16 protein-coding genes are annotated in these 14,951 nt (G+C 64.1%); 13 read left to right on the forward strand and 3 right to left on the reverse strand.

Going from position 1 to position 14,951, the window contains the following annotated elements; translation table 11 throughout:
* The first annotated feature begins 3 nt into the window (after nucleotides 1–3).
* From CAF70_RS01625 to CAF70_RS01675, 11 genes are all read left to right on the forward strand, one after another.
* Nucleotides 4–993, forward strand: coding sequence for a sulfate/molybdate ABC transporter ATP-binding protein (locus CAF70_RS01625; protein ID WP_085621609.1), 990 nt, complete (start codon nucleotides 4–6; stop codon nucleotides 991–993).
* Between the two features lie 402 nt (nucleotides 994–1,395).
* The gene (locus CAF70_RS01630; RefSeq protein ID WP_085621610.1) at nucleotides 1,396–2,187 is read left to right on the forward strand and encodes an energy transducer TonB; all 792 of its coding nucleotides are present in this window, start codon (nucleotides 1,396–1,398) and stop codon (nucleotides 2,185–2,187) included.
* 30 nt (nucleotides 2,188–2,217) lie between these two features.
* Nucleotides 2,218–2,937: a MotA/TolQ/ExbB proton channel family protein gene (locus CAF70_RS01635; protein ID WP_085621611.1), complete on the forward strand. Its 720-nt coding sequence runs from the start codon at nucleotides 2,218–2,220 to the stop codon at nucleotides 2,935–2,937.
* Nucleotide 2,938: 1 nt separating this feature from the next.
* Entirely contained in the window at nucleotides 2,939–3,340 is a 402-nt protein-coding gene (locus tag CAF70_RS01640; RefSeq protein ID WP_025341024.1) for a biopolymer transporter ExbD, read from the forward strand.
* 271 nt (nucleotides 3,341–3,611) lie between these two features.
* Nucleotides 3,612–4,193 carry an alpha/beta hydrolase gene (locus CAF70_RS01645; RefSeq protein ID WP_085621612.1) on the forward strand — a complete coding sequence of 194 codons (582 nt, stop codon included), beginning with the start codon at nucleotides 3,612–3,614 and terminating at the stop codon, nucleotides 4,191–4,193.
* A 64-nt stretch (nucleotides 4,194–4,257) separates the two neighbouring features.
* The gene (locus CAF70_RS01650) at nucleotides 4,258–5,088 is read left to right on the forward strand and encodes a sigma 54-interacting transcriptional regulator (RefSeq protein ID WP_085621613.1); all 831 of its coding nucleotides are present in this window, start codon (nucleotides 4,258–4,260) and stop codon (nucleotides 5,086–5,088) included.
* Nucleotides 5,089–5,263: 175 nt separating this feature from the next.
* Complete coding sequence (locus CAF70_RS01655) at nucleotides 5,264–6,049, forward strand: MetQ/NlpA family ABC transporter substrate-binding protein (RefSeq protein ID WP_085621614.1); 786 nt, start codon at nucleotides 5,264–5,266, stop codon at nucleotides 6,047–6,049.
* 278 nt (nucleotides 6,050–6,327) lie between these two features.
* Nucleotides 6,328–6,993 (forward strand): amino acid ABC transporter permease, encoded by a 666-nt coding sequence (locus CAF70_RS01660; RefSeq protein WP_085621615.1) that lies wholly within the window; start codon nucleotides 6,328–6,330, stop codon nucleotides 6,991–6,993.
* The gene (locus CAF70_RS01665; RefSeq protein WP_085621616.1) at nucleotides 6,974–7,633 is read left to right on the forward strand and encodes an amino acid ABC transporter permease; all 660 of its coding nucleotides are present in this window, start codon (nucleotides 6,974–6,976) and stop codon (nucleotides 7,631–7,633) included. Before CAF70_RS01660 ends, CAF70_RS01665 begins: the two co-directional genes overlap by 20 nt.
* Complete coding sequence (locus CAF70_RS01670) at nucleotides 7,630–8,403, forward strand: amino acid ABC transporter ATP-binding protein (protein ID WP_085621617.1); 774 nt, start codon at nucleotides 7,630–7,632, stop codon at nucleotides 8,401–8,403. The genes CAF70_RS01665 and CAF70_RS01670 overlap by 4 nt, the downstream gene beginning before the upstream one ends.
* Nucleotides 8,400–9,272 (forward strand): transporter substrate-binding domain-containing protein, encoded by an 873-nt coding sequence (locus CAF70_RS01675; RefSeq protein ID WP_085621618.1) that lies wholly within the window; start codon nucleotides 8,400–8,402, stop codon nucleotides 9,270–9,272. Before CAF70_RS01670 ends, CAF70_RS01675 begins: the two co-directional genes overlap by 4 nt.
* 133 nt (nucleotides 9,273–9,405) lie before the next feature.
* Here the strand turns inward: CAF70_RS01675 and CAF70_RS01680 are convergent, their stop codons facing one another.
* A complete protein-coding gene (locus CAF70_RS01680; RefSeq protein ID WP_085621619.1) occupies nucleotides 9,406–11,769 on the reverse strand; it encodes a penicillin acylase family protein in 2,364 nt (787 codons plus the stop codon).
* Between the two features lie 86 nt (nucleotides 11,770–11,855).
* Here CAF70_RS01680 and CAF70_RS01685 point away from each other — a divergent pair, with 86 nt between their 5' ends.
* Entirely contained in the window at nucleotides 11,856–12,422 is a 567-nt protein-coding gene (locus CAF70_RS01685) for a sugar O-acetyltransferase (RefSeq protein ID WP_085621620.1), read from the forward strand.
* Here CAF70_RS01685 and CAF70_RS01690 read toward each other — a convergent pair.
* Nucleotides 12,401–12,970, reverse strand: a complete 570-nt coding sequence (locus CAF70_RS01690) for a DUF6436 domain-containing protein (protein WP_085621621.1) — start codon at nucleotides 12,968–12,970, stop codon at nucleotides 12,401–12,403. The genes CAF70_RS01685 and CAF70_RS01690 overlap by 22 nt on opposite strands.
* 233 nt (nucleotides 12,971–13,203) lie before the next feature.
* Between CAF70_RS01690 and CAF70_RS01695 the strand changes: the two genes are divergently transcribed.
* On the forward strand, nucleotides 13,204–14,130 hold the full coding sequence (locus CAF70_RS01695) for an alpha/beta hydrolase (RefSeq protein ID WP_085621622.1): 927 nt from the start codon (nucleotides 13,204–13,206) through the stop codon (nucleotides 14,128–14,130).
* On the opposite strand, the gene CAF70_RS01700 is transcribed toward CAF70_RS01695, so the two are convergent.
* Nucleotides 14,131–14,883 carry a DUF2059 domain-containing protein gene (locus CAF70_RS01700; protein WP_085621623.1) on the reverse strand — a complete coding sequence of 251 codons (753 nt, stop codon included), beginning with the start codon at nucleotides 14,881–14,883 and terminating at the stop codon, nucleotides 14,131–14,133. It lies immediately after the preceding gene.
* Nucleotides 14,884–14,951: the final 68 nt, after the last annotated feature.

Consider the following 14,951-nt stretch of genomic DNA (forward strand, 5'->3'; position numbering starts at 1 on the left):
TTCATGTCGATCGAAGTTCGTAACGTCAGCAAGCGCTTCAACAGCTTCCAGGCCCTGGACAACATCAACCTGGACATCAACAGCGGCGAGCTGGTGGCCCTGCTCGGCCCGTCCGGCTGCGGCAAGACCACCCTGCTGCGCATCATCGCCGGCCTGGAAACCCCGGACCAGGGCAATATCGTGTTCCATGGCGAGGACGTGTCGGGCCATGACGTGCGCGACCGCAACGTCGGTTTCGTGTTCCAGCACTACGCCTTGTTCCGCCACATGAGTGTGTTCGACAACGTTGCCTTCGGCCTGCGCATGAAGCCCAAGGGCGAGCGGCCGAGCGAGAGCAAGATTGCCGAGAAGGTGCATGAGCTGCTGAACATGGTGCAGCTGGACTGGCTGTCCGACCGCTACCCCGAGCAGTTGTCCGGCGGCCAGCGCCAGCGTATCGCCCTGGCCCGCGCCCTGGCGGTAGAGCCCAAGGTGCTGCTGCTGGACGAGCCGTTCGGTGCGCTGGATGCCAAGGTGCGCAAGGAGCTGCGCCGCTGGCTGGCGCGCCTGCACGAGGACATCAACCTGACGTCGGTGTTCGTCACACACGACCAGGAAGAGGCCATGGAGGTGGCTGACCGCATCGTGGTGATGAACAAGGGCGTGATCGAGCAGATCGGCTCGCCTGGTGAGGTATACGAGCACCCTGCCAACGATTTCGTCTACCACTTCCTCGGTGACTCCAACCGCCTGGCCCTGAGCGAAGGGCATCATGTGCTGTTCCGCCCGCACGAAGTGTCGCTGTCGCGGCATGAGACCGAAGGGCACCATGCGGCCGAGGTGCGGGACATCCGGCCGTTGGGCGCGACCACGCGGGTGACCTTGAAGGTGGAAGGGCAGAGCGAGCTGATCGAGGCCGAGGTGGTCAAGGACCATGACAGCCTGACCGGGTTGGCGCGGGGGGAGACGTTGTTCTTCCGGCCGAAGGTTTGGCAGAGGGTGGCGGATATCTGAGTCGCCTTTGATGATGAAAGAGCCCGGGGTTGGTCCCGGGCTTTTTTATGCCTGGGAGATTATCGGGGCTGCTTTGCAGCCCATCGCGACACAAGGCCGCTCCTACAAGAACCGCGCATTGCCTGAACTAGCGCGGTCCCTGTAGGAGCAGCCTTGTGCTGCGAATCGAGGGCGCAGCCCTCGCGGCAATTTCATGCCGTAAGCGAATATTTTGCATGCCCGCAATGCATCGCCTTGAACTGGTCTTTCGGCAGCCCGCGAATTCCGCGGCTTTGCCACAATCCCACCTAAAGCATATTCATTTAAGTTCTAACCATAATTTTAAACATTACTTTATGGGATAAGCCTCTGGCACCGATGATTCAGCCACACACCTGAATCGGAACCCCAGGAGTTTGATCAATGGGTAATGTCCAGTCGGCCGTCAGGGCCTACGACCAGCCATGGCGCCCGGCCCCGGGCGACCTGGTCGACCTTGGACGCACGCTTCGCCTCCCGCTTGGCCAGCTGCGCCTGCAACGCACGCCCGTCAGCGGGCTCAAGGGCCGCGACAAGCTGGTGTTGGGCCTGCTGGTGCTGGCCCTGCATGGCGCTGCAGCGTACTGGGTCAGCCAGGCGCCAACGCCCGAGCTGCCGGTGGTGCCACCGCAAGTACCGCCGATGACCATCGAATTCGCCGCGCCGGCACCGCCTGTGGTCGAGCCACCGCCTCCAGCCCCGGCACCGCCGGTGGTTCAGCCACCACCACCGCCCGTGGTCGACGAACTGGCTGCCAAGCCCAAACCCAAGCCCAAACCCGTGCCCAAGCCGGTGGTCAAGCAACAGCCCAAACCCCAGCCCAAGCCGGTCGAGGCGCCGCCGCCAGCCCCGGTGGCCGCCCCGGCTCCGCCAGCACCGCCCGCGCCGGCCCCGGTCACCCCGCCATCGGCCAACGCGGCGTACCTGAAGAACCCGGCGCCGGAGTATCCACAGATGGCCCAGCGCCGCGGTTGGGAAGGCACCGTGCTGCTGCGCGTCGAGGTGCTGCCCAGCGGTAAGCCCGGGCAGATCCAGATCCAGAAGAGCAGCGGCCGCGATGCCCTCGACGCCGCCGCACTGGCCGCAGTCAAGCGCTGGAGCTTCGTGCCCGCCAAGCAGGGCGACGTGGCCCAGGCCGGCTGGGTCAGCGTGCCGATCGATTTCAAGCTTCGCTAACTTTTTCGCAGAACACAGGAAGACATCATCATGAGCCTGCTGGCATCCCCTCTCGAATCCGTTGAAAGCGCAGTCATCTGGCTGCTGGTCGGTTTTTCTGTCGTCACTTGGGGCCTGGCCCTGGTCAAGGTCGTGCAGTTCGTGCGGCTGAAGCACCAGGACAAGCGTTTCCACCAGCAATTCTGGGCCGCTTCGAGCCTGGACTCGGCTGCCGAGCCCAGCCACGAACTGCCTGGCCCGGCCGCCCGTGTTGCCCAGGCCGGGTATGCCGCCATCGCCGTAGGTGATGGCCAGGCCAATGACCTGAGCCACGCCATCAATCACCAGGACCGCCTGGAACGCGCCCTGCGCCAGCAGATCGTGCGCGAACGCCGCTCGCTGGAAACCGGTTTGGCAGTGGTCGCCAGTATCGGCAGTACCTCGCCCTTCATCGGCCTGTTCGGCACCGTCTGGGGCATCATGGAAGCGCTCAAGGGCATCAGTGCGGCCGGCTCCGCAAGCCTGGAAACCGTGGCCGGGCCGATTGGCTCGGCACTGGTGGCCACCGGCGTGGGTATCGCCGTCGCGGTGCCGGCGGTGCTGGTCTACAACTACTTCCTGCGCCGCCTCAAGCTGACGGCCGCCGACCTCGATGACTTCGCCCACGACTTTTACAGCCTGGCGCAGAAGAGTGCCTTCCGCGTGCTGGTGCACCCGGCCGTGCACAGGCCCCAGGCCGGTTTCACCCAGCCGGTGAAGGAGGCGTCCTGACATGGCCTTTTCGACCCAGGACAGCGACGAAGTCCTCAGTGAAATCAACGTCACGCCGTTGGTGGACGTCATGCTGGTGCTGCTGGTGGTGTTCATCGTCACCGCACCGCTGCTGACCAATGCCATCCCCATCAACCTGCCCAAGACAGAGGCCGTGGCCCCGGTGGAGCAGAAAGACCCGCTGGTGGTCAGCATCGATGGTGATGGCAAGTTGTTCATCAATAAGGACGAGATCCAGCCCGACCTGCTGGAAACCAGCCTCAAGGCTGCCAAGGACAAAGATGTGGACGTGCGTGTACAGCTGCAGGCCGATGACGGCGTGAACTACGGCGAAGTGGCGCGGGCCATGGCGGCTATCGAACGTGCGGGGATCAGCAAGCTGGCGGTGATCACCGCGCGCTGATCTCGTCAACTTTCTTCAGGCAAGTGCTTAGGGGCCATATCTCTTGGCAGGGGATGGCCCTTTTTTTTGCCCTCAGATCCCTGTGGGAGCGGGCGTGCCCGCGAACACGGGCGAAGCCCGTGCCATCCACCGCGGCGCCTGATTCGCGGGCTTGCCCGCTCCCACAGGGGTCATCATTTCGGTTATTAATAAATAGCTTCTTATTCCTTTACTGATATAACTCTCTCCCTATACTTGTCTCCAAGCACGCAAACTCACTGGAGGCGTCCCCATGCGCAACGAGTCGATCCGTTACCTGATTGTGCCGGGCTGGCAAGGATCGCCAGACAATCATTGGCAAAGTCACTGGCAGCGCACCCTGCCCAACAGTGCCCGGGTCGAGCAGCACGACTGGCTGACCCCGCAACGCCGGGACTGGGTGCAGGCACTGGAGCAGGCGATTGCCGCCGAGCGCTCGCCGGTGATTCTGATTGCCCATAGCCTGGGCTGCATAACCGTCGCGCATTGGGCCGCGCAAGCCAGCCCGGCCCTGCTGCGGCGAGTACGTGGCGCGCTGCTGGTTGCACCCGCTGACGTGGAGCGGTCGACCTGCGCGCCGGCGCTGCGCAACTTCGCGCCGATCCCGACCGCAGTACTGCCGTTCCCCAGCCAGGTGGTCAGCTCGGACAACGACCCGGCCGTAAGCGTGCCGAGGGCGCTGTACCTGGCCCAGGCCTGGGATGCCGAAGCAGGGCTGCTGACCAACGCCGGGCACATCAACGTCAAGTCCGGCCATGAGCGCTGGGAGCAAGGCTTCGCCTACCTGTATCGCTTGCAAAGCCGGGTCGAGCAGCGCGCGCTGCGCCGCGCTTGATCGCCCTTACTGTTTACCGTTTGCCTGACGCCCGGCCACTGCAGGCCTGGGGCGGGAGTTCGTCATGACTTTTCAAAACCCCTTTGGCCAGCCGTTGCTGACCTTCCCCGAGCTGGACAAGAGCCCGCTGAGCATCCGCGCCAAGGCGCTGGTGTTCATCGACCCGCGCTCGCAGCAGTTGCGCGCAGAGCTGGAGCACCTGGCGCCGCAACCCGTGCCGGTGCTGATCCGTGGCGAAACCGGCACCGGCAAGGAGCTGCTGGCCCGGCAGATCCACCGCGCCAGCGACCGCAGCGGGCTATTCGTGTCGGTCAACTGCGCGGGCATCAGCCCAACCTACGCCGATGCCGAGCTGTTCGGCTACAGCGCCGGCAGCCAGGGTGGTACAGCCAGCAGCCGGGCCGGCTGGTTCGGTTCGGCCAACGGCGGCACGTTGTACCTGGACGAGATCGCCGACTTGCCACTGGCCATTCAGGGCAAGTTGCTGGCCGCTCTGGAAAACCGAGAGGTAACCCGGGTGGGCGCGCAGCAGCCGCAACCGGTGGATGTGCGTCTGGTGGCCGCCACCAGTATCGACCTGGCGCGGGTGGTGCGTGCGGGGCGCTTCAACGAGCGCCTTTACCAGTACCTGCGCGAGGGGGCGCTGGAGCTGCCGCCGCTGCGCGAGCGGCCCGGCGATATCCTGCCGTTGGCCGAGTACTTCGTGGGTATCTATAGCGTGCGCCTGCAGCGGCCTGTGCCGCTGGTGAGCGAGGCGGCACAGCAGGTGCTGGAGGCGCATTCCTGGCCTGGCAACACGCGTGAACTGGAGAATGTCATCCACTTCGCCTTGCTGGTGAATGACGGCGAAGAGATCCTGGCTGAAGACCTGGATCTGTCCAACCCCGCGCGCTAGACACCGCTCATAAGCAAAGTGGCTGATGGCAGTTTGTTTTTGGAATAAGCAGCTAAATAAAAGATATTTTTACGGAATAAAAAATCTCGGTATTGTCCGCCTCACGCCCGCTGGTGAACCGGTTGGGCACCCGATTCGCCATCGTCGATGGCCCAGAACCAGAACAAGGACCACCATGAAGAAGACCCTGCTGACCACTGCCCTGGCCGCTGCCCTGTCGTTCGCCGGCCTGGCTACCGCCGCCGAAAAACTGGTGGTTGCCGCCACCCCGGTACCGCACGCCGAAATCCTCGAACTGATCAAGCCGACCCTGGCCAAGGAAGGCGTGGACCTGCAGATCAAGGTCTTCACAGACTACGTGCAGCCGAACGTGCAGGTTGACCAGAAGCGTCTGGATGCCAACTACTTCCAGACCCTGCCGTACCTGCAGAACTTCAACGAAGGCAAGGGCACCCACCTGGACACCGTAATTGGCGTGCACGTCGAACCCTTCGGTGGTTACTCGAAGAAGGTCAAGAGCCTGAGCGAGCTGAAAGAAGGCGCCACCGTTGCCATCCCTAACGAGGGCAGCAACAGCGGCCGCGCCCTGCTGCTGTTGCAGAAGGCTGGCCTGATCACCCTGAAGGATCCGAAGAACGCCCTGGCCACCCCCAAGGACATCGCCGAGAACCCGAAGAAGCTGAAGTTCCGCGAGCTTGAGTCGGCCATGCTGCCGCGCGTGCTGGATCAGGTCGACCTGGACATGATCAACACCAACTACGCCCTGGAAGCCGGCCTGAACCCGGCCAAGGACGCGCTGGTGATCGAAGGCAGCGACTCGCCGTACGTGAACTTCCTGGTTGCCCGCCCGGACAACAAGGACAGCGAAGCCATCCAGAAACTGGCCAAGGCCCTGACCAGCCCGGAGGTGAAAGAATTTATCGCCAAGAAGTACCAAGGTGCGGTGCTGCCGGCGTTCTGATGCGCTTGCATTACCTGGCATGACTCAACGCCGACACCCATGTGTCGGCGTTTTCGTTTCCGGGCGCAGGACCTTGTGGGAGCGGGCGCGCCCGCGAACACCGGCGTAGCCGGTGCCGTCCACCGCGTCGCCTGCTTCGCGGGCGCGCCCGCTCCCACAAGGGCTCTGCGTGACGTCTCGGTGATATGTATATTCCACAATGGTATTTATTAAAAATCCTTTAGATCCTTAAAGTATATGAGTCGTGCCGCCGCGCACCCTGCAGACCTGCGTTACCCATGACCCTCGATACCGCATTCATCCTCACCACGCTGCCCGCCTTCCTCAAGGCCGTAGGCGTGACTCTGCAGGTCGGCCTGATCGCCATCGTCACCTCGCTGCTGGTCGCCCTGGTCAATGCCACCCTGCTGGTATTGCGCACCCCGTACCTTTGGCGCCTGGTAAAAGTCTATGTGGAGCTGGCCCGCAACACACCGCTGCTGATCCAGCTGTTTTTCGTCTACTTCGCCTTGCCCAGCCTGGGCCTGAAGATTTCCGGCTTTGTCGCGGCAATCATCACCATGACCTTCATGGGCGGTGCCTACCTCACCGAGGTGCTGCGTGCCGGCGTCGAGGCCGTGCCCCGTGCCCAGCTGGAGTCCGGGCGCTCCATCGGCTTGTCCGAAGGCCAGCTGCTGCGCCACGTGGTACTGCCCCAGGCCGGCATCCTCAGCCTGCCGGCGCTGTTCGCCAACTTCATCTTCCTGCTCAAGGAGACCACCGTGGTGTCGGCGGTGGCCGTGCCGGAAATTCTCTACACCACCAAGAACTACATCGCGCTGTACTACAAGACCTATGAAATGCTCACCGTGCTGACCCTGCTCTGCGTGCTGCTGTTCCTGCCGCTGTCATTGCTGCTGCGCCATGTCGAAAGGAGGCTGCAACATGCCCAGTTCGGCGTCTGAACTGCTGTTGCAGGCGTTGCCGCAGCTGGCTGGCGGTGCGGCGCAGACCTTGGCCATCTCCGTGCTGGGTATCCTCTTCGCGACGCTGGGCGGTGTGCTTTATGGTGTGCTGGCAACCTTGGGCAACCGGGCCCTGAATATCGCCTTGCTGATGTACCTGGAGCTGTTCCGTGCCATCCCGGTGCTCGTCTGGCTGTATCTGGTGTTCTTCGGCCTGCCGATCTTTTTTGCCCTGAGCATCCCCAGCTTCTGGTGCGCGGTGCTGGTGCTGGGCCTGTGGGGCGCCAGCGAGGTGGGTGAGGTGGTGCGAGGCGCGCTACGTTCGCTGCCGCGTGGCCAGCGCGAGGCGGGGCTGTCGATCGGCCTGGCTGGCTGGCAGCTGTATGGCTACGTGCTGTTGCCACAGGCGCTCAAGCGCATGACCCCGCCGACCATCAACATCTACACGCGGATCATCAAGACCAGCTCGCTGGCGGTGCTGATCGGCGTGGTCGAGGTGATCAAGGCCGGCCAGCAGATCATCGAACGCACTTACGAGTCGGTGCTGATCTACGGTGCCTTGTTCCTGTTCTTCTTCATCGTCTGTTATCCGCTGTCCGCCGCGTCACGCGTGCTGGAACGCCGCTGGGCCCACTCATGAGCGCATTGATCGAATTCCAGGGTTTCAACAAGTTCTTTGGCGAGCACCAGGTGCTCAAGGACGTCGACCTCCAGGTGGCGGCCGGCGAGGTGGTGGTCATTCTCGGCCCCAGCGGCTGTGGCAAAAGCACGCTGCTGCGCTGCCTCAACGGCCTGGAGCAGGCCCACGGCGGCCACCTGCGCCTGGCCGGGCAGGAACTGCTCGACCCACGCACCGATTGGCGCGAAATCCGCCAGCGGGTCGGCATGGTGTTCCAGAGCTATCACCTGTTCGGTCACATGAGCGTGATCGACAACCTGCTGCTTGGCCCGCTCAAGGTGCAAAAGCGCGAGCGCGCCGAAGCGCAGGCACAGGCCGAGGCGCTGCTGGCGCGGGTGGGCCTGCTGGACAAGCGCGACGCCTTTCCCCGGCAATTGTCCGGGGGCCAGCAACAGCGCATCGCCATCGTGCGTTCGCTGTGCATGAACCCCGAGGTGATGCTGTTCGATGAAGTTACCGCGGCCCTCGACCCGGAAATGGTCAAGGAGGTGCTGCAGGTGATCCAGGGCCTGGCCCGCGACGGCATGACCTTGCTCATCGTTACCCACGAAATGGCCTTCGCTCGCGCGGTGGCCGACCGCATCGTGTTCATGGAGGCCGGCAGGATCCTTGAACAGGGCGACCCCGAGAGCTTCTTCACACGACCGCGGACCGCACGCGCGCAGCAGTTCCTGGAGAAATTCTCCTTCGTAGAAAGCCTGCCGAAGACACTGCACAAGGAACTGTCCTGAAAACTGCCAACCTCACCAAACTGCTGGCGCCATTGTTCGGCCTGGCCTTGCTGGCCGGCTGCAACAAGGCTGAAGAACCCCCCAAGCCCGCGGCGGCCTCGCCGGCCACCAGTTACCTGGAAACCATCAAGGCCCGTGACAAGCTGATTGTCGGGGTGTTCACCGACAAGCCACCGTTCGGGTTCGTCGATGAAAAGGGCCGCTACGTGGGCTTTGATACCGACATCGGCCGGCGCCTGGCCAAGGACCTGCTGGGTGATGAAAACAAGGTCGAGTTCGTTGCTGTGGAGCCGGCCAGCCGTATCCCGTTCCTGCAGAGCGACAAGGTCGACCTGATCCTCGCCAACATGACCGTGACCCCGGAGCGCAAGGAAGCGGTGGACTTCACCAACCCCAACCTGCGCGTAGCGGTGCAGGCCATCGTCGCAGATGGCAGCCCGGTGCAGAAGCTCGACGACCTGGCCGACAAGACCATCATCGTCACCACCGGTACCACTGCGGATATCTGGCTGACCAAGAACCACCCGGACTGGAAACTGCTCAAGTTCGAGAAGAACAGCGAGTCGCTGCAAGCGCTGGCCACCGGGCGTGGCGATGCCTATGCGCAGGACAACCTGATTCTGTTCAGCTGGGCCAAGCAGAACCCCGGGTACCGCGTGCTGCCTGAACTGTTGGGTGACGAGGCACCTATTGCTCCGGCGGTGAAGAAGGGCAATACCGAGCTGCGTGACTGGGTGAACGCCGAGTTGGCCAAGCTGGGGGAGGAGAAGTTTTTGCTGAAGCTGTATGACCAGTATGTGCGCAAGGAACTGAGCGATGACACCAAGCCGGAAAGCGTGATTGTGGAAGGGGGCAAGTGGCAGGGGTGACGCTGCCATTGGGGCCGCTTTGCGGCCCATCGCCGGCAAGCCAGCTCCCACATGTACTGCACAGTGCTCAAGACCTGCGCAGACTTTGTGGGAGCTGGCTTGCCGGCGATGGGCTGCAAAGCAGCCCCCTCGATCACCCGCCAGGCACCAATCGCAAGGTACTCTGCGCCGGGATCACGCCCATCTGTGCCTTCTGGTACAACCCCTGCACATACCCCTCGGCCTGGTCCGAGTAATGCCGGTCAAACGGCACGCCACTCTGCCCGACCGGGTTGCTGGTCAGCGTCTGCCCGGCATCGGCAAAGTCGATAAGCCGCCGCGTCGACGGTCCATAGGTTACTGGCCATGGCGCCGGACCGATCTTCGCCGATAGATTGTTCGGCACTTCGTGAGTACCGGGTGCGGCGAAAGGCCCGACGTTGAACAGCAGGTTCAGCGGCTTCTTCACCCCCAGCGGATGGTTATGGGTGAGGGTATGGGCCTTGCCCCACTGCCAGCTGGCCGGGTCGTTGCCCAAGGTGTTGCGCAGGTGCTTCAGGCTTTGCTGCCAGGCCGTGCGTACCACCGTCGTGCGGTCGGTACGCTGGTTGCCACCGCGGGTATTCCACCACGGCGAATCGGCATTTGCCGCCAGGCGCGGCAGGGCGGCGTCGATGGCGCGGGTGCTGATCAGCACCGGGAACCAGGTGTCGCCCAGTTCGTCATGCAGAGCCGCGAACGCCAGCTCGTAGAGGAACTGGTTGAACAGCGTGGCGCTGGTCGAGTCGAGCGGGTAATCGCCGCCCCAGGCTGCCAGTTGTTCGACCAGCTCCTTCTCTTCGTCACCTTCGGCCACTGCGCGCAGTGTTGCCAGCAGCGGTGCAAGGGTGCGCGGCCCGTGGTCGCTGGCAGTGTCCAGCTGCAGCGCCTGGCTGTTCTGGGTATCCCACTTCACATCGGTGTTGGCCAGGTGGCGGTCGAGCTGACGGCCTCGGTCCGGCAGGTTGTAGTAACCGGGTATCGGCACCGCCGCCGGAGGCTGGTAGTTGGCCGAGACAATGTAGCCACGCGGCGGGTTCTCCTGTTGCGGGTTGACGCTAAAAGGATAGAAACCGAGCTTGTCGGCCTGCGCACTGGCACCGTCGAGGATGAACGCGGGATCGACGCCGTCGGGGCGGATCGGTAATTTCGCCGCCGCCCACCAGCCGATATCGCCACGGGCATTGGCCCAGACCAGGTTCAGCCCTGGCGCGTGCACCTTGGCGGCGGCCTCGCGCATCTTGCCCAGGGTATCGGCGCGGTTGAGCTGATAGAAACCGTCGAGGATCGGGTTTTCGGTTTCCAGAAACGCCCACCACATGGCGATGGGCGTAGGCCCGGCAGTGGCGCCCAGCACATCGTTGACGATCGGGCCGTGGGGCGAGCGACGCAGGCTAAGGGTGACCGGTGCTTCGCCTTTGACGGTAATCTGTTGCTCGGTCTTTTCCAGTGCCAGCCATTTGCCATCGATCATCACCTGGTTCGCGTCGGCCGGGTTGGTGCGTTCGGCAATCAGGTCGACGTCGTCGTTCTGGAACATGGTCAGGCTCCAGCCGAAGTCGCGGTTGTGGCCGAGCAGGGCGAACGGGTTGAGCGCCTGGAAGTAGCCATACAGGTTGAAACCGGGCGCCGACAGCTCCGCCTCGTACCACACCGCCGGCACCGCGAAACCGATGTGCGGGTCGCCGGCCAGCAGCGGCCTGCCGCTGCGGGTGTGGCTGCCGGCCACGGCCCAGGCGTTGCTGCCCTCGAACTGCGGGATGCCCGCATCGCCCAGTGCATCATGGCTGAGGCGGGCCAAGGCCTCCAGGCTTTGCCAGTCGGCAGCGGCCAACGGTGTGCCCAGGGCGCCCTCGGGCTGCCAGGTGAGATCGAAGATGTTCAGGTACTCAGGGCCCAGCTGGTCGCGGATGTAGGTGAGCGCGGGCTCGGTCCGGAACGCGGCGGCAAAGCTGTAGGCCAGGTAGCCGGCGATGCTCAGGGTGTCTTCGGCGCTGAAAGGGCGCGGGGTGATGCCGAGCAGGTCGAATTCCATGGGCTTGGGGTGGCTCGCCTGCCAGCTGTTCACCCCGTCGAGGTAGGCCTGCAGGGCTTGCCAGGCGGGTGACTGGCGGTCCTGACGCTTGGCCATCAGTGCTGCCTGTTCGCGAATGCGCAGGCTGCGGAACAGCGTGTCGGTGGGCAGCAGCTTGTCGCCCAGTACCTCGGCCAGCTCGCCCCGGGCCAGGCGGCGCAGGATCTCCATCTGGAACAGCCGGTCCTGGGCATGCACGTAACCGAGGGCACGGTACAGGTCCGGCTCGCTCTGCGCCTGCAGGTGCGGCACGCCACGGGCGTCGTAGCGCACGCTGACCGGCGCCTGCAGGCCGGCGATGGCGACCTCGCCCTCGCGTTGCGGCAGCTTGCCCTGCACGTACCAGTATCCGGCGCCGGCGGCCGCGGCAACCACCACGGCCAACAGGGTCAGGCTGCGCTTCATGCAGGCTCCTTGTGCGTTCAGGCGAAAAATGTGGTCCGATGATCGGCGGATTCGCGATCAGAGCATAGCCCCCCAAAGGAGTTTCCATGTCCCTCAGCGAAAAACAGAAAATGCTTACAGGCCAGCTCTATCACGCTGGTTGCCCCGAGCTGCAGGCCGAGCAGATCGCCAACAAGCACTGGATGCACCGTTACAACAGTAGTGTCGAACTGCTCAACGACGCACGTCATGGGCTGCTGATAGAGCACTTTGGCCAGGTCGGCGAAGGCACGGTGATCCGCCCGCCGTTCTTTTGCGACTATGGCTACAACATCAGCGTCGGCCGCAACACCTTCATGAACTTCAACTGCGTGATCCTCGATGTGCTGCCGGTGCGTATCGGTGACGACTGCCAGATCGGCCCCAACGTGCAGATCTATACCGCCGACCACCCGCTCGACCCCGAGGTGCGCCGCACAGGGCTGGAGAGCGGTCGGCCGGTAACCATCGGCAACAACGTGTGGATCGGCGGCGCGGCGATCATCCTGCCGGGGGTGACCATTGGCGACAACGCCGTGGTAGGGGCCGGTAGTGTGGTCACCCGTGATGTGCCGGCTGGCGCGGTGGTAGTGGGCAACCCTGCACGGGTGCGTCAGCCGGCCCAGGGGCAGTAGCAGCCCACCGCCAGGGTATTGGAGGCACTCACCTGTCGGCCGTCGAGTAGTGCCTTGAGGATCGGCTCGATGAAGCTGTTGCTGGCGTTGCACACCGTGCCTTCGCTGTAGGGGCCGAAGTAGGCCAGGCGGCCCTGCCGGTCCCAGATGGCCACGGCCGGGGAGGCGGGCAGGTGTTCGCTGCCGGGCAGACTGGCGAGTGGCTTGAGGGCGGTGAGGTTGGCGGGCAACTGCCCGTGGCTGCCGGGCTTTTGCAGCACGTGGAAGGTTACCTCCTGGCTGGCGAACTGGCTGACCAGTTCCCCCAGGTGCTGCTGGTTGCCGACATTGCAGGGGCAGGCCGGGTCCCAGACGTGCACCACGCGGATCGGGCCTGGGCCGGCCAGTTCGGGGGGCAGTTGAAGCTGGCTGCCGTCGAACAGCGTGGCCTGGTTGTCGAAGGGGCGCAGGTAGCGGGCCTGGAAGGTGGTGTAGGCCTGCCAGAGGATGGCGGCGCCGATCAGGAGGGCAAGTGCCATGTACAGTGGCTTGATGATCCGGTTCTTCATGAAGTCTTCGCGGTCCCCTGTAGGAGCGGCCTTGTGTCGCGATAGGGGTGCGAAGCGCCCCCGGGATTTGTGCATCAAGCTGATATTGCCGGGGCCGCTTTGCGGCCCTATCGCGACACAAGGCCGATCCTACAAGGGATCGGTGCTGGTTGAACGATGGGAGCAAGCTTGCCACGACGTCGGCCAGAGCTGAATATCCCAGATCAATACTTGCTTCACTGTGGATGTACCCGATGCCCGCTGCCTTTCACCCTGACCTCCTGCGCACCAGCCTGGCGCCGCTGACCGCTCGCCAGCCATTGTCGGCGCAGGCGCGGGATTACCAGCGTTTCTATGGCCTGAACCTGTCGGCCCACAGCTGGCTGGGCGGCTTCCAGGCCGCAGGCTTCGAGCTGGCAGGGCAGGCCTGGCTACCCGACCAGCCAAGCGCGACGCTGTTCCTGCTGCACGGTTATTACGACCATATGGGCCTCTACCGGCATGTAATCGATTGGGCGCTCAAACAGGGTTTCGCCGTGATCAGCTGCGACCTGCCCGGCCATGGTCTGTCCAGCGGTGAGCGGGCCAGCATCAGTGATTTCGCGTTGTACCAGCAGGTGCTGGAGACATTGTTCGAGCAGGCGCGCACGCTGCAATTGCCGCGCCCCTGGCACCTATGCGGGCAAAGCACCGGTGGCGCCATCGCTGTGGACCACCTGCTGCACCAGGGCGCGCGCAGTCCCATCGATGGCCAGGTCATCCTGTTGGCGCCGCTGGTGCGGCCCTGTGCCTGGCGCTGGTCGAAGCTGAGCTATCGCGTGTTGCGTCACTTCGTGAATGGCATCGAGCGGCGCTTCAGCGAGAACAGCAATGACCCGGCCTTCCTGCCGTTCCTCGAAGCCGATCCGCTGCAACCGCGCCGCCTGCCAACGGCCTGGGTGGGTGCCTTGATTGCCTGGGTCAAACGCATCGAGGCCGCGCCACGCAGCACGCTGCGGCCGTTGATCGTGCAAGGAGAGGCGGATGGCACAGTGGACTGGCCCTATAACCTCGAAGTACTCAAGGCCAAGTTCGCCGAACCGCAGATTCTGATGCTGCCCGAGGCCCGTCACCACTTGGCCAACGAGCTGCCGGGCATTCGCCAGCGCTACTTCGACTTCATCGACCAGCGCCTGGGCTGATCACTTCAGGTCGCTGCTGCTCTGGCCAACCGCCAGGCCTGCGCGAACGGCGGCCAGGGCGGCCTGGTAGTAAGCCTTGCCGTCTGGCGACTCGGCAAAGGTGGCGAACTCTTCCAGCTCGGCATCGGACAGGTCGCGGTAGACATACAGCAGCGTGTTGTTGAGGTCTTCGCCGATCTGGCTCATCAGGCGCTGGCGCTGACCATCGAGCAGGCCCTGGGCCTGGCCGCCGCCGAACAGGCCGGGGATCATCGAGCTGAGGCTGTCGGCCGCCACGCCAGCGATGGCCAGGCTCACTTCGGCGCCGGCTTCGCGCGCCGGCAGGGCCTGGGCCAGGTGGCCGATGATCAGCAAGCGGTCGTCGCTGGCCTGGATTTTCGGCAGGCCCTTGGCATGCCTGGCCAGTTCATCCTTGCGTGTGGCCTTGAGCTCGGCAGCTACCACCTTACGCCCTAGCGGTGACCGGAAGAAGGCCAGCGCCGGCGCCGGGTTGGCCAAGGTTGCGCGCAGCTGCGCCTGGGCGCGACGGTCCACCGCCTGGGCCTGGAAACGCTGGTTGCTGTTGTTGACCAGCGCCTGGTACACGGCGGGTGGCAAACTGTTGCGGTAGCGTTCCTGGGCGGCGGTCAGAGCATCGTTGAAATGGGCGCGCTGGTCGGGCCAGCCGGCGGCCTTGTACAGTTGATCCAGGTTGTCTGCCCAGACAGGCACGGTGCAGATCATCAGCAGAATCAGGGAAAACAGACGGCGCATTCAGGACTCCTGTCGGCAGGTGGCTATTGTCCGTGGGCTGGCGCCGGTTTGTCGAGATATCCGCGTGC

It is taken from the genome of Pseudomonas sp. B19(2017), assembly GCF_002113165.1.
Classification (GTDB): domain Bacteria; phylum Pseudomonadota; class Gammaproteobacteria; order Pseudomonadales; family Pseudomonadaceae; genus Aquipseudomonas.

Excerpts from the sequence above, each read along its gene's own strand:
- CAF70_RS01635 (WP_085621611.1), top strand. The coding sequence starts at position 2,218 with ATGAGCCTGCTGGCATCCCCTCTCGAATCCGTTGAAAGCGCAGTCATC.
- CAF70_RS01645 (WP_085621612.1), top strand. The coding sequence starts at position 3,612 with ATGCGCAACGAGTCGATCCGTTACCTGATTGTGCCGGGCTGGCAAGGA.
- CAF70_RS01655 (WP_085621614.1), top strand. The coding sequence starts at position 5,264 with ATGAAGAAGACCCTGCTGACCACTGCCCTGGCCGCTGCCCTGTCGTTC.
- CAF70_RS01640 (WP_025341024.1), top strand. The coding sequence starts at position 2,939 with ATGGCCTTTTCGACCCAGGACAGCGACGAAGTCCTCAGTGAAATCAAC.
- CAF70_RS01650 (WP_085621613.1), top strand. The coding sequence starts at position 4,258 with ATGACTTTTCAAAACCCCTTTGGCCAGCCGTTGCTGACCTTCCCCGAG.
- CAF70_RS01690 (WP_085621621.1), bottom strand. The coding sequence starts at position 12,970 with ATGAAGAACCGGATCATCAAGCCACTGTACATGGCACTTGCCCTCCTG.
- CAF70_RS01695 (WP_085621622.1), top strand. The coding sequence starts at position 13,204 with ATGCCCGCTGCCTTTCACCCTGACCTCCTGCGCACCAGCCTGGCGCCG.
- CAF70_RS01660 (WP_085621615.1), top strand. The coding sequence starts at position 6,328 with ATGACCCTCGATACCGCATTCATCCTCACCACGCTGCCCGCCTTCCTC.
- CAF70_RS01700 (WP_085621623.1), bottom strand. The coding sequence starts at position 14,883 with ATGCGCCGTCTGTTTTCCCTGATTCTGCTGATGATCTGCACCGTGCCT.
- CAF70_RS01680 (WP_085621619.1), bottom strand. The coding sequence starts at position 11,769 with ATGAAGCGCAGCCTGACCCTGTTGGCCGTGGTGGTTGCCGCGGCCGCC.
- CAF70_RS01625 (WP_085621609.1), top strand. The coding sequence starts at position 4 with ATGTCGATCGAAGTTCGTAACGTCAGCAAGCGCTTCAACAGCTTCCAG.
- CAF70_RS01670 (WP_085621617.1), top strand. The coding sequence starts at position 7,630 with ATGAGCGCATTGATCGAATTCCAGGGTTTCAACAAGTTCTTTGGCGAG.
- CAF70_RS01665 (WP_085621616.1), top strand. The coding sequence starts at position 6,974 with ATGCCCAGTTCGGCGTCTGAACTGCTGTTGCAGGCGTTGCCGCAGCTG.
- CAF70_RS01630 (WP_085621610.1), top strand. The coding sequence starts at position 1,396 with ATGGGTAATGTCCAGTCGGCCGTCAGGGCCTACGACCAGCCATGGCGC.
- CAF70_RS01685 (WP_085621620.1), top strand. The coding sequence starts at position 11,856 with ATGTCCCTCAGCGAAAAACAGAAAATGCTTACAGGCCAGCTCTATCAC.